At 57.7% G+C, this 13,606-nt stretch carries 11 protein-coding genes; 4 read left to right on the top strand and 7 right to left on the bottom strand.

The window, feature by feature from the left end; translation table 11 throughout:
- Nucleotides 1–98 precede the first annotated feature (98 nt).
- From ligA to DA792_RS23060, 3 genes are all read left to right on the top strand, one after another.
- Nucleotides 99–2,210 carry an NAD-dependent DNA ligase LigA gene (gene ligA, locus DA792_RS08020; RefSeq protein ID WP_107719493.1) on the top strand — a complete coding sequence of 704 codons (2,112 nt, stop codon included), beginning with the start codon at nucleotides 99–101 and terminating at the stop codon, nucleotides 2,208–2,210.
- The gene (gene recG / locus DA792_RS08015; RefSeq protein ID WP_107719492.1) at nucleotides 2,207–4,300 is read left to right on the top strand and encodes an ATP-dependent DNA helicase RecG; all 2,094 of its coding nucleotides are present in this window, start codon (nucleotides 2,207–2,209) and stop codon (nucleotides 4,298–4,300) included. Before ligA ends, recG begins: the two co-directional genes overlap by 4 nt.
- A 126-nt stretch (nucleotides 4,301–4,426) precedes the next feature.
- On the top strand, nucleotides 4,427–4,549 hold the full coding sequence (locus tag DA792_RS23060; RefSeq protein WP_269771043.1) for a hypothetical protein: 123 nt from the start codon (nucleotides 4,427–4,429) through the stop codon (nucleotides 4,547–4,549).
- A gap of 185 nt (nucleotides 4,550–4,734) precedes the next feature.
- Here the strand turns inward: DA792_RS23060 and DA792_RS08010 are convergent, their stop codons facing one another.
- Nucleotides 4,735–6,093 carry a methyl-accepting chemotaxis protein gene (locus DA792_RS08010; protein ID WP_254679640.1) on the bottom strand — a complete coding sequence of 453 codons (1,359 nt, stop codon included), beginning with the start codon at nucleotides 6,091–6,093 and terminating at the stop codon, nucleotides 4,735–4,737.
- 87 nt (nucleotides 6,094–6,180) lie between these two features.
- The gene (locus DA792_RS08005; protein WP_107719491.1) at nucleotides 6,181–6,672 is read right to left on the bottom strand and encodes an iron-sulfur cluster assembly scaffold protein; all 492 of its coding nucleotides are present in this window, start codon (nucleotides 6,670–6,672) and stop codon (nucleotides 6,181–6,183) included.
- 64 nt (nucleotides 6,673–6,736) lie between these two features.
- Here DA792_RS08005 and hisI point away from each other — a divergent pair, with 64 nt between their 5' ends.
- Nucleotides 6,737–7,096, top strand: a complete 360-nt coding sequence (gene hisI, locus DA792_RS08000; protein WP_009571896.1) for a phosphoribosyl-AMP cyclohydrolase — start codon at nucleotides 6,737–6,739, stop codon at nucleotides 7,094–7,096.
- A 27-nt stretch (nucleotides 7,097–7,123) separates the two neighbouring features.
- Here hisI and gluQRS read toward each other — a convergent pair whose 3' ends face one another.
- From gluQRS to gyrA, 5 genes are all read right to left on the bottom strand, one after another.
- Nucleotides 7,124–7,996: a tRNA glutamyl-Q(34) synthetase GluQRS gene (gene gluQRS / locus DA792_RS07995; protein ID WP_107719490.1), complete on the bottom strand. Its 873-nt coding sequence runs from the start codon at nucleotides 7,994–7,996 to the stop codon at nucleotides 7,124–7,126.
- On the bottom strand, nucleotides 7,993–8,196 hold the full coding sequence (locus DA792_RS07990) for a hypothetical protein (RefSeq protein WP_009571898.1): 204 nt from the start codon (nucleotides 8,194–8,196) through the stop codon (nucleotides 7,993–7,995). Before DA792_RS07990 ends, gluQRS begins: the two co-directional genes overlap by 4 nt.
- Nucleotides 8,197–8,206: 10 nt before the next feature.
- Nucleotides 8,207–9,556: a methylenetetrahydrofolate--tRNA-(uracil(54)-C(5))-methyltransferase (FADH(2)-oxidizing) TrmFO gene (trmFO, locus tag DA792_RS07985; RefSeq protein ID WP_107719489.1), complete on the bottom strand. Its 1,350-nt coding sequence runs from the start codon at nucleotides 9,554–9,556 to the stop codon at nucleotides 8,207–8,209.
- Nucleotides 9,557–9,701: 145 nt separating this feature from the next.
- On the bottom strand, nucleotides 9,702–10,568 hold the full coding sequence (locus DA792_RS07980) for a hypothetical protein (protein WP_107719488.1): 867 nt from the start codon (nucleotides 10,566–10,568) through the stop codon (nucleotides 9,702–9,704).
- A 251-nt stretch (nucleotides 10,569–10,819) separates the two neighbouring features.
- Nucleotides 10,820–13,564, bottom strand: coding sequence for a DNA gyrase subunit A (gyrA, locus tag DA792_RS07975; protein WP_199908138.1), 2,745 nt, complete (start codon nucleotides 13,562–13,564; stop codon nucleotides 10,820–10,822).
- Nucleotides 13,565–13,606 lie beyond the last annotated feature (42 nt).

Below are 13,606 nucleotides of genomic sequence, written 5' to 3'. Positions count from 1 at the left end.
CTTTGGTGTTTTCTCTCTCTCCGTGGATCTATCTGACTGGACCTCCCCGTGCACCTCTCCTAAACCATAGGTCAGGCGCATTCCGGGGAGGTTTTTTTATGTCGGCAGACATCGCCATAGATCATCTTGATGAGGCGCAGGCGCGCGCAGAATTGGCGCGTTTGGCCGATCTTTTGGCGCGCGCCAATACCGCCTATCATGGCGAAGACGCACCCGTGCTAGACGATTCAGACTATGACGCGCTCAAACGTCGAAACGCTGAGATTGAGACGCGATTCCCATATCTCAAACGCATTGACAGTCCCAGCGAACAAGTCGGGGCCGCTCCGTCCGAGGGCTTTGGCAAAATCACCCATGCGGTGCGGATGATGTCGCTGTCCAATGCGTTTGACGATGAGGATGTGGTGGAGTTCGACCAGTCCGTGCGCAAATATCTCGGTGCGCCGGGTGAAATTGCCTATACGGCGGAGCCCAAAATCGACGGATTGTCGCTCTCCATTCGCTACGAGAGCGGGCAGCTCATCCATGCCGCAACCCGCGGCGATGGAGAGATCGGAGAAAACGTCACCGCCAACGCCCTGACCATTGCGGATATTCCCCAAACGCTGGACGGTGCCCCTGATGTGCTTGAGGTGCGTGGCGAAGTCTATATGAGCCACGCCGATTTTGAGGCGCTTAATGCCCGCCAGACTGAGCGCGGTGGCAAAACATTCGCCAACCCGCGCAATGCGGCCGCGGGATCACTGCGCCAACTCGACCCCGAAATCACCCGCGCCCGCCCGCTTAAATTTTTCGCCTATGCCTGGGGCGAGCTGTCCATGCCCTTGGCCGAAACTCAAATGGCGGCGATTGAGCGCCTGCATGCCCTTGGGTTTCAAACCAACCCGCTGACCCGACGTTTCACCGAGATCAGTGATCTCATCTCCCATTATCGTAGCATCGAGGCCCAAAGGGCCACGCTTGGCTATGACATCGACGGCGTCGTCTACAAGGTCGACGATCTGGCGCTGCAACGCCGCCTCGGCTTTCGCTCGACCACGCCGAGATGGGCCATTGCCCATAAATTCCCCGCCGAATTGGCTTGGACCCGGTTGGAAGCCATCGACATTCAGGTCGGTCGTACTGGCGCGTTGTCTCCTGTCGCCCGCCTGATCCCGGTCACGGTCGGTGGGGTCGTTGTGTCCAACGCAACCTTGCACAACGAAGATTACATCACGGGGCGCGACAGCAAAGGCGGTGACATCCGGGACGGCAAAGACATTCGCGTCGGCGACTGGGTTCAGGTCTATCGTGCCGGTGATGTGATCCCCAAAATCGCCGATGTCGACTTGACCAAACGCCCCGAGGACGCCGTACCCTTCCTCTATCCGACCGTTTGTCCCGAATGCGGCTCTGAGGCGGTCCGTGAAGAAGGCGACGCCGTTCGTCGTTGCTCGGGCGGGCTCATTTGTCCTGCGCAAGCTGTTGAAAAATTGAAACATTTCGTTTCTCGCGGTGCATTTGACATAGACGGGCTTGGGGCCAAGCAGATCGAGCAGTTCTGCAAAGATGGCTGGGTCAAAGAGCCCGCCGATATTTTCACCCTGCGCGACCGCTTCTCTGCGGGGCTGCAACAGCTCAAAAACCGCGAAGGCTGGGGTGAAAAATCCGCCAACAGCCTGTTTGACGCCATCGACGCCCGCAAAACCATCCCCTTGGCCAAGCTCATTTTTGCCCTCGGCATCCGCCACGTCGGTGACAGTTCCGCCAGCCTTTTGGCCACAACCTACGGCACATGGGACGCGTTTGAGACCGCGATGACCGAGGCTCAGATCGGTGTCGGTGCGCAATGGGACGACCTTTTGGCCGTCGATGGCGTCGGCGCGGTCATGGCCACCTCAGTGATCACCGCCTTCCACCAAGAGGCCGAGCGCGACTCGATCAACCGTTTGGTTGCGCATCTGACCGTGGTTGACGCGGAAAAGCCCAAAAACGACAGCCCGGTCAGTGGCAAGATCGTCGTCTTCACTGGCACGCTCGAGAAAATGACCCGAGCGGAAGCCAAAGCTCGCGCAGAATCTTTGGGCGCGAAAGTCTCGGGGTCGGTGTCGGCCAAAACCGACCTGTTGGTCGCAGGGCCGGGAGCCGGATCGAAAGAGAAAAAGGCCCGCGAGTTGGGCATTGACACTCTTGATGAAGACGGCTGGTTGGCCCTGATCGGCGACGCATGAGCGCGGGGCGGCCAGATATCCTGTTCCCGCTGTTTGCCGGGCTTGAAACCCTCGCGGGGGTTGGTCCGAAGACGGCAAAAGCGCTGCCTGCGATTGGGATCGAGCGCCCCCGCGATCTGTTGTTCACGCTGCCCCATGCTGTGGTGGATCGACGGCGGCGCGACAGTTTGCGCGAGGGTGTGCCGGGCGAAATCGCCACGGTCGAGGTCACGGTGCTGCGCCATCAACCGCCCATCCGTAAGGGCCTGCCGTATCGCGTCATCGTGGAGGACGCAGAGATCGCGTTTCAAGTGGTGTTCTTTCGCGGCGCACCAAAATGGATCGAGGCGCAATTGCCGATTGGTGAACGCCGGCTGCTGTCTGGCAAGGTTGAGCTGTACGACAACCAATATCAAATGCCGCATCCCGATCATATTTTGGAGACAGATGAGGCGGGCAACTTGGGGCAGTTTGAGCCCGTCTATCCGTTGACCGCCGGCGTGACGCAAAAAACGATGGCCAAGGCGAGTGAAAGCGCGTTGGAGCGGGTGCCGGAAATGGCGGAGTGGATTGATCCGGCCTTGCGCGCGCGCGAGGGGTGGCCAGAATTTCACGCCGCTTTGGCGCAAGCACACCGGCCTTTGTCGTTGCACGAGGTGGCGGCGACGGCTCCCGCGCGGCAACGATTGGCCTATGACGAACTTTTTGCCCATCAAGTGACCTTGGCTTTGGCACGCGCTCGGGTGCGTCGCGGCAAGGGGCGGGTCAATGTGGGAGATGGCCATTTGCGCTCAAAGGTGTTGGCCGCTTTGCCATTTCGCCCCACTGGGGCACAGGCGCGGGCTATGGCGGAGATCGCCGACGACATGGCGCAACCGGTGCGGATGAACCGTCTGTTGATGGGTGATGTCGGATCTGGAAAAACGCTTGTGGCCTTGGACGCGCTTTTGGTCGCGGTTGAGGCGGGCGGGCAGGGCGTGATGATGGCACCAACAGAAATCCTTGCACGTCAACACCTTGAGGGGCTCAAACCGATGGCCGAGGCGGCGGGTGTGGTGCTTGAGCTGTTGACCGGGCGTGACAAGGGCCGTGACCGCCAGGCCAAACTCGATGCGCTCGCAAGCGGGGATATTCAGATCTTGGTCGGCACCCATGCGGTGTTTCAAGACGATGTGGTGTTTCACGATTTACGGCTTTCGATCATTGACGAGCAGCACCGGTTTGGGGTCACGCAACGTTTGGCATTGGCGCAAAAGGGGCAGGCCGTGGATGTGTTGGTGATGACGGCGACGCCAATCCCTCGCTCGCTGTCCTTGGCCCATTACGGCGATATGGACCTGTCGATTTTGGACGAAAAGCCGCCCGGGCGCACGCCGATCAAAACGGCCTTAAGCGCAACGGATCGGATCGACGAAGTCGTGGCGCATTTGCGTGGAGCGATTGAGAACGGCCGGCAGGCCTATTGGGTCTGTCCGCTGGTCGAGGAAAGCGAGCTGGTCGATATGATGGCCGCCGAAGAACGGTTCAAACATCTGCGCGCCGTGTTGGGCGAGGGGCATGTTGGGCTTGTGCATGGTCAGATGGCCCCGGAGGACAAAGACCGGACCATGGCACAGTTTGCGGCGGGCGAGATTGCAGTCTTGGTGGCCACGACGGTGATTGAGGTTGGGGTCAATGTGCCCAATGCGTCGATCATGGTGATTGAGAGGGCCGAACATTTTGGTCTGGCGCAGCTGCACCAATTGCGCGGACGGGTCGGGCGGGGCGATGTCGCCTCGACCTGTTTGCTGTTGTATCAGCCGCCTCTGACCGAGACCGGGCGGCGCAGGTTGGAGATTTTGCGAGAGACCGAAGATGGGTTTCGCATTGCCGAGGAAGACTTGGCGATGCGCGGCGCGGGTGACGTGTTGGGCACGGCGCAATCGGGGCTTCCGCGCTTTCGGGTGGCGGATTTGGAACGGCAATCGGCGTTGATGGCTTTGGCGCAAAGCGATGCCCGCAAGCTGATGCATGATGATCCGACGCTTTCAAGCGAACGTGGACAGGCGGTGCGTGTTCTTCTTTGGCTGATGGGTAAAGATGAGGCAATTCGTTTGATTTCAGTGGGTTAGTACGTATTGACGCGGGTGAGTTTTATTTTGTTCGCAAATGTTCTTAAAAAGTTCTTTACATAGATCTTTAAAAGTGAGAACAAAGTGGCAACACATCATTAACCAACCTGTTCAAAGGATGCTCACATGATCAAGGACCTCAAATCCGTTGCCACCCGGTCGCAAGGAACACTGGTACAAGACATGATCGGTGCGATTGCACTTTTGGTCATCCTCTTGGGTGGGCTGAGCCTTCCGGCCCTGGTGTAACCACATCTACACTTGCCTCAGATCTGATCCCCAACCCGCAGCCCAATTTTGGGTCTGACATTTACCTGTTCCCGTCAGTGATGGACCCTCATCCCATCAACCCCGCGGGCCTCAGATCGTACTTCCCGCCGCCTTCTTTTGAAGCGCGGCGGATTTTTTTGGCGCACTGGGGGAGGGATGATGCGTTAGAACGTATATCCCAAACGCAAACCGCCCCAGTGTTTGCCATCCACGAAAATCGGGGTCGAGAGATCCTTCATCATCATGAATTTACCCGCTCCCATGTCGCGGCGATACACTTGGAGGAGGAAAGAGTCAGTGTTGCGCCCAGCTTTCAGACCGACACGGTCGTCAAACACACGCCGATTGCGGGAATTGGCGGCGTTCCAGACCGGATCATGCCCCTGTGGCGCAGAGAATTTTGCATTGTGGGTTGGCAGATAGCCGTTTGGATCAAGGGCGGCACAGAAGACAACTTTTGGGCTGAACTCAAGCATAGGCTCCTGAATCGCAGGCAAGACCTCATCGGTAAAGGTCGTGAACCGTGCCATGTATTGTTGTGGATTGGTATTGGCAAGTTCGACGTAGCTTCGATCAAAAAGGTCTGAGTGGCTGATGCGCCCCGAACTCATGCCCTTGGCAAAAAGCGCCGAAATCTGCGCGGCGGCCTCTTGCACCTTATTGATAAAGGCCAAATCTTCGCTCGCGCCGCCCAAGGCAACGGTGGTTTGAAAAATGGTTTCAGAGGTGTCGATCAGCTTGTCGACACGTTCGTGGGCGACGTGAATACCCTCAGCCGTGGCATGGGCGGATTTGCCGATTTGGTCAAAGGCGGGTTGGAACCGCGCGACGGCATCTCGGACCTTGTCTGCCTCTGTGACCATAATCCGGGTGGCATCATGGGTTTTGCGCACCCCTTGGGCAATCTCGCTCAGAGCCAGATCCGTTTCCGAAGCCGAAGAGATGACATGCCCGGCGTCATTGGAGACCCCCGTGGCCTCTTCGCGCAGGCGCCCGACCCACTCGGACAGGGTGGCAATGTTTTCTTCGATCCCGGCGGCAGCACGGGCAGTTTTGCGCGATAATTCGTTGATGGCTTCGGCCACCACGCCAAAGCCGCGACCGCTGTCACCCGCACGCGCCGCCTCGATTTTGGCGTTGATGGCGAGAATATTCACCTGACGCGCGATGTCAGCAATATTTGTGTTGTCCGCCTCAACGGCACTTAGCGAACTTGCGACCCGTTCCATGCGCTCGGACAGGTCTTTGACCCAGCTGGCAACCTGTTGCGATTTTTGGCCGCTTTCACGCACAAACCCAACCGAGCCTTCGACGCGATTGAGGGTTTGATCGGTGATGTCGGTGACCGTGGCCAAAGCGTCGCGCACGGCGCCATTGGCGGTCATCACATCCGTGGCGGAGGATTGTACATCGCCCAAAACCGCGATTTGGCTTTTGGATTGCTCATCGACACTGTCGAGAAACCCCGCGATATCCACAACTTCAAACCCAAGCTGACCGGCATATTTGGCCAACAAGCTCATTCTGTGATCCGCAGATGTTGCGTTTTCAAAGTCAGGATTCGGAATCATTTTGGCCTCCAATTGCAGGAGGACAATGGACCACGCCTCTTACGAGTTCGTTAAATCCGTGGCGTTTTCAGTCAATTCAAAGGCATTTTTTGCCGCGGTGAGGGCCAAAAGGATCGAGGCATGGCGATTTTTATAGTCGCGCGCGGGCAAAAGCGCCTCATAGCCTTCAAAGGGCGCGGAGGGCACCGGGCCGTTCTGTTTCAAAAACGCCTCAAGTTCATCGCGCGCCTGCGCCAATTCCGCGCCGGTTCGCCCGATGACATGCGCGCCTAACACGGAGGCCGCCGCCTGACCCAGAGCACAGGCTTTGACGTCCTGGGCAAACCGCACGACTTTCCCATCCTCCACATCCAAGTCCACGGTCACGGTCGATCCACACAACGGCGCCCGTTCGCGCACGCTGGCCTGTGGCATCTCAAGCCGCCCGGTCAGCGGAATATCGGCGGCCAAAGCCAAAAGTTTGCCAGAGTAGAGCTTGGCCAAATCGACGGTGCTTTGCGCTGACGTATGCGCGGGAGTTTGAGCGGACATGGTTTGCCTTTCATCAACTGCTCTCTTAGATAGGTCACAGACCCGCCTATGGAAAGGACCCGTCATGCGCTTTGATCCGGCTTCGCTTAAATATGATGACAAAGGGCTGATCCCGGCCATCGCCCAAGACGCCGAGAGTGGTGATGTTTTGATGATGGCGTGGATGAATGCGGCGGCGGTGCAAAAGACGCTGGAAACGGGGCGGGTGACCTATTGGTCGCGCTCGCGTCAGGCGTTTTGGATCAAAGGTGAGACCTCGGGCCATGTGCAAGAGCTGGTCGATTTCCGTTATGATTGCGACAGCGATTGCATTCTTGTGACGGTGACCCAGACTGGCCCGGCTTGCCACACCAACCGCCGGTCGTGTTTTTATCGCGCGGTGCGGGATGGTGATGTGGTTGAACTGATGTCACCTATGGTGTGAGTTTCGCCTCGTAAATATATGAAATATTTAAATTAAACCGATCATCATCTTGATGTCTTCAGGCGATAATCCCTCTTCGCGAAACTTCGAAATTGCCTTGGCATCGGCACGTTTGGCGAGCCGTATGCCTTCGGCGTCGCGGATCAAAGCGTGGTGGTGATAGGCGATGTCCGGCAGATCCAACAGGGCTTGCAACAGCCGGTGGATCTGGGTCGCCTCCCTCAAATCCGCGCCACGCACGGCCTCGGTCACACCTTGATGCGCGTCATCCAAGACCACCGAGAGGTGATAAGCGGCGGTGCCAATGTCTTTGCGGGCCAGAACGATGTCACCGACGTGATGGATCAATTGACGGGCACTTAAACGATGAGTTCCGGGGGCGTCCGGGCCAGTTTCAACCCATGAGAAACGCGTCACATCCCCAAGATATTCCACGGCTTTTTGCATATTCAAACGCACCGCTTCACCGGGACGAAAGGATGCCATCGTGCGGGACCGGCAGGTGCCGGGATAGATCACGCCATCCGGTCCCATTGGTGCGCCTTCTTGCGGGGCGGAGAGTGCGTTCATCACATCACGGCGGGTGCAGGAACAGGGGTAGATCAGGCCTAATTCTTCGAGACGATTCAAAGCACTTGCGTAGATGTCTTCGCGTGCGGTGACATGCAAAACCGGTTCAGGCCAAGACAGGCCGAGCCAACGCAGATCGGCATAGATCAACGCCTCCCATTCCGGGCGGCAACGGGTGATGTCACCATCTTCGATCCGCAACAGGAACAGCCCGTCATGCGCCCGCGCACGGTGATAGGCGGTCAGCGCCGAATAGGCGTGGCCCAGATGCAAAGGCCCTGTGGGGCTTGGGGCAAACCGGGTGACATAGCGACGCGCAGGGGGCTTCACGGGCGACGCCCGCGGTCACGCCGATCCTCGCGCGCTTGAAAGATCAGAAGCCAAGCCAAGAGGATAAACATCGGATGGGTCAATCCACCGGAAAAAATCAGCGCAGGCACCCAGATCAAAAAGGTGAAAATGGCCACAAAGGGCCGCCCGGTCAGCAGGATCGACAGGGGCGGTAAGAAAATCGCGAGGATGTAATTCAAGGCACGCCTCCTAAACCTCCGCCACGCCCAACCATGCGGTGAACTCTTCTTTGGCGCGGTCTGTATAGCCTTTATAGCGCTCTTTGCGGCCCTTGCGACCAGCACGCATCCCGTCAAGTGGCGGGAACAGGCCAAAGTTTACATTCATCGGCTGAAAGCTCTTGGCTTCAGCCCCGCCGGTGATGTGATGAATGAGCGCACCCATGGCGGTGGTGCCGGGCGGCGGACCCATCTCATGGCCCAAAAGTTCGGCTGCGGCCAAGCGGCCAGCGAGCAACCCCATGGCAGCGGATTCCACATAGCCCTCCACACCTGTGACCTGTCCGGCAAAGCGGATATTGGGCCGGGATTTGAGCCGCATTTGATCATCCAATAGCGTCGGAGAGTTCAAAAACGTGTTGCGGTGAATACCACCCAAACGGGCAAAACTGGCATTTTCCAAACCGGGAATCATTTTTAAAACAGCGGTTTGCGCGCCGTATTTCATCTTGGTTTGAAAGCCGACGATATTCAAAAGCGTGCCGAGTTTGTTGTCGCGGCGCAACTGCACCACCGCGTAGGGTTTCACATCCGGCTGATGCGCATTGGTCAGGCCAATCGGCTTCATCGGCCCAAACCGAAGCGTCTCGCGACCGCGTTCGGCCATGACCTCGATCGGCAGACAGCCGTCGAAATAGCCGGCCGTTTCATTTTCATGAAACTCGGTCTTTTCCGCCGCCAAAAGCGCGTCGATAAAGGCCTCGTATTGGTCCTTGGTCATCGGGCAATTGAGATAGGCTTTTTGCTCTTCCTCAGTCTCGCCCTTGTCATAGCGCGACTGCATCCAGGCCACATCCATATTGATGCTCTCGGCATAGACGATGGGGGCGATGGCGTCGAAAAACGCCAAACGATCCGTGCCGGTCTCGCGCGCAATCGCCTCGCCAAGCGCGGGTGAGGTCAGCGGGCCTGTGGCAAAAATCCATGTGCCCTCAGAGGGCAATTCGGTGATTTCACCATATTCGACCGAGACGTTGGGCAGGGCTTTGAGCGCGGCTGTGACGCTCTCAGAAAAGGGATCGCGGTCCACGGCCAAGGCGCCGCCTGCGGGCAAGCGATGCTTGTGCGCCATTGCCATGATCAAGCCATTGGCCGCGCGCATTTCCCAATGCAACAGGCCGACGGCGTTTTGTTCGTCATCATCCGAGCGGAACGAGTTGGAACACACCATCTCGCCAAAATTCCCGGTGTGATGGGCGAATGTGCCCACTTCGGGACGCATTTCATGAAGCACGACTTTGAGGCCCATATGAGCCGCCTGCCATGCCGCTTCGGACCCGGCCATGCCGCCGCCGACGATGTGGAGTGTTTTATCTGTCATGGCTCGGGATGTAGTTCAAAGCTGGGAGAAAGAAAAGAGAGGGCGCGCGCCTATGTCAGAGCTTTAAAGCGGCTCGCCCATGAAAAACCCCACACATCAGACTGACGTGTGGGGCAGGTTTGATCGTCTTGATCCTGAGTAGGATTTAGAAGTCGAGAAGATCGTAGAGCGGCGTTGTATCTGTGACGTAGTTGGTCACCTGATCGGTCACGCGAACACGACGAGCGCCGGTTTCGAAAGAGAGGGCGAGGGTGAAGCCGTCGCCGTCCACGATATCGCTGCCGAAGGACTGACCATAGTTGGCTTCCACGGATGTTGTATCCGTCAGGTTGTAGCTGCCGCCAACGGTGTAGATGCCGTTGTCGAGGAAATTGTCATTGGTGGTGAGGACAGAGGCCAAAACGGTGAATTTCGCATTGACGTCATATGCGCCGCTGAATGCGGTTGCCCCTGCGTCAAACCCGTCTTCATCCCAAAGGCTGGCGATGTTGGCTTCGAAAGCTGCGGCGTCATATTTATAGCCGAGACCATAGGAGCCGAAATTGTCCATCTCATTGGCAAAGCCGTAGACGGTGGATGCGCCAAAGCCATAGAAACCAGCAAGGGTTACGCTGTCGATATCAGCGTCGTCAAATTTTTCGTATTCCAGTGCAACGCCATAGTCGTTGTTTTGGAATTCTGCGCCCAAACCATAGGAGGTTTCGTCGTTGCCGCCTTCGGCCTGGCTATAGCTGAGAAGGCCGTAGACGTTCAGGCCGGGGATGATCGCGTAGCCCGCAGTGCCGCGCAGGATGGAGGCGTCATCACCTTCAGCAGACACAAGGCCCGCAGAGCCGGTGAAGGAGTACTGACCCATGATGTAGTCAGCTTCGCCGTTCAGGCGGGTGACGTCCAGCTCTTCGATATTGCCGTAGACCGCCTCTACATTGCTGTAGGTCAGGCCGTCAGCGGCGGCTGCGCCTGCTGTCGAAACCAATGCCAAGGCGAGTGAAAGTTTTTGTACGTTGCTCATTTTCAACCTCATGGAAAATTATGAGCTGCATTTAGCCCTCTCATCAGGCGAATTTTAGAGGGGGCGTTCACTTTTATAATCTGTGTGAAAATATGTGTGTATTTGGATACATATACCACAAAATCGCACATGTTACTCGACAAAAATCGCATAGAAAAAGCCGCAAGAACCGTCAGTTCAAGCGGCTTTTTGCCTATTTTATGAGTGGGATAGGGAGATGTCCTCACATTTATGTGAGGGGCTCTTGCGCTTTATTCCTCCGCAGCACCGTCCTCTTCGTCATCACTTTCGGCGATCCAGGCCACCGACACGACCTCTTCGCCTTTGCCGGTGTTGAACACTTTCACACCACCCGCCGAGCGCGAGCGGAAGGAGATGCCTTCGACCGGGCAGCGGATGGATTGGCCTTTTGAGGTGGCCAGCATGATTTGGTCCTCGATGCCGACCGGGAAGGAGGCCACAAGCGCACCGCCGCGCATAGCTTTGTCCATCGCTGTCACGCCCATGCCGCCGCGTCCGCGAACCGGATACCCATGCGAAGAGCTGAGTTTGCCCGTGCCATTTTGCGTGATGGTCACAAGCAGCTCCTCGGCCGCCTTCATTTCCTCGAACCGTTCCATGGAGATCGAGCCTTCTTCAGCCTCTTCCTCATCGTCGGTCGCCTCTACCTCATCGGCACCGGCCATTTGGCGACGCATTTTGAGGTAAGCGGCCCGTTCAGAGGCTTCGGCATCAAAGTGTTTGATCACCGACATCGACACGACCTCATCGTCCGTGCCCAGCTTGATCCCGCGCACACCGGTCGAGGCGCGCGAGTTGAACACGCGCACGTCTGTGACCGGGAACCGGATCGCACGGCCGGAGGAAGTCACCAGCATCACGTCATCATTTTCATCGCAAATCCGGGCGTTGATCAGGCGGGTGCCCTCGTCTTCGCCTTCGAATTTCATCGCGATTTTGCCGTTGGATTTCACATTTGTGAAGTCCGACAGGCGGTTGCGACGCACCGATCCCTTCGAGGTGGCAAAGACGATCTGAAGCCCGTCCCAATCCAACTCGTCGCGGTCCACCGGCATGATCGCCGCGATGCCCACACCCGTCGGGATCGGCAGGATGTTGACGATCGGCTTGCCCTTGGCCGTCCGGCCACCCAGCGGCAAGCGCCATGTTTTCAACTTATAGGCCATGCCGTCATCGGTGAAGAACAAAAGCTGGGTGTGGGTGTTGGCGACAAACAGCGTGGTGATCACGTCTTCGTCCTTGGTCGCCATGCCAGACAGGCCCTTGCCGCCGCGTTTTTGCGCGCGGTAATCGGCCAGAGGCGTGCGTTTGGCCCAGCCGGAGGCGGTGATGGTGACCACCATATCCTCTTTTTCGATCAGGTCTTCGTCTTCCATATCGCCCGACCAATCGACAATCTCGGTGCGGCGCGGCACGGCGAATAGGGTTTTCACCTCAATCAACTCGTTGGAAATGATCTCCATGATCCGCTCGCGCGAGGCGAGGATGGCGAGGAAATCTTTGATCTTGCCGGCGAGCTCTTGCAATTCGTCGGTGACCTCTTTGACGCCGATCTGGGTCAGGCGTTGCAGCCGCAGATCGAGGATCGCGCGGGCCTGGGTCTCGGACAGGTTATAGGTGCCATCGTCGTTCATCTTATGGCTCGGATCGTCGATCAATCGGATGTAATCGGCGATGTCTGCGGCGGGCCAACGGCGTTCCATCAATTTTGCCCGCGCCTCAGCCGCATCGGCAGAGGATCGGATGGTGGCAACAACTTCGTCGACATTGGTCACAGCCACAGCCAAACCACAGAGGATATGGGCGCGGTCGCGAGCTTTGCGCAGTTCAAACGCGGTGCGGCGCGCCACGACTTCTTCGCGGAAGGTGATGAAATGCTCCAGGAACTGGCGCAGGGTCATCTGTTCCGGGCGTCCGCCATTGAGCGCCAACATATTACAGCCAAACGAGGTTTGCAGCGGGGTAAAGCGGAACAATTGGTTCAGCACCACCTCCGGCGTTGCATCACGTTTCAGCTCGACCACAACGCGCACACCAACACGGTCGGATTCATCTTGGACATGGGCGATGCCTTCGACGCGCTTGTCACGCACAAGTTCCGCGATCTTTTCGATCATCGTTGCCTTGTTGACCTGATAGGGGATCTCGTCCACGACAATGGCGTAGCGGTCTTTGCGAATTTCTTCGACGCGGGTCTTGGCGCGGATCACCACGGAACCACGACCCTCAAGATAGGCTTTGCGCGCGCCAGAGCGGCCCAAAATCATCGCGCCTGTCGGGAAATCGGGCGCAGGCACAATTTCCATCAGCCGCTCGGAGGACACGTCCGGGTTTTCGATCAGCGCCAAAGTGGCGTCGATCACTTCGCCCAAGTTGTGCGGCGGGATGTTGGTGGCCATGCCGACGGCAATCCCGCCCGCACCATTGACCAACATATTTGGGAACCGCGCCGGAAGCACAGTCGGTTCGCGGTCTTTGCCGTCGTAGTTCAGAGTGAAATCGACAGTGTCTTTGTCAATATCGGCCAAAAGATAGGCGGCCGGTTTGTCCATACGCACTTCGGTATAGCGCATCGCCGCGGCGGCATCGCCATCCATCGAACCAAAGTTGCCCTGACCATCGAGCAAGGGCAGGGACATCGAAAACGGCTGTGCCATCCGCACAAGGGCGTCATAGATCGCGCTATCACCATGCGGGTGATATTTCCCCATCGTATCGCCGACAGAGCGCGCCGATTTGCGATAAGATTTGTCATGGGTGTTGCCCGCCTCATGCATCGCAAACAGGATGCGGCGGTGAACCGGTTTCAACCCGTCGCGCAAATCCGGGATTGCGCGGCTGACGATCACGCTCATCGCATAATCGAGATAAGAGCTTTTCATCTCCTGAGTGATGGAAATCTTCGGCCCGTCCCATGCCATCGGCACGCGTGGGGTTTCTTCTTCGTTTTCAGGGGTTTCTGGAGTGTCGCTCACGGTGTCCGCCTGTTGTTTGGTGCGATCTATATAGTGTTATGC

This window comes from Celeribacter baekdonensis (genome assembly GCF_003047105.1).
Classification (GTDB): Bacteria; Pseudomonadota; Alphaproteobacteria; order Rhodobacterales; family Rhodobacteraceae; genus Celeribacter; species Celeribacter baekdonensis_B.
The sequence above is the reverse complement of the archived record's forward strand: the minus strand, read 5'-3'. Positions and strand labels throughout refer to the sequence as shown.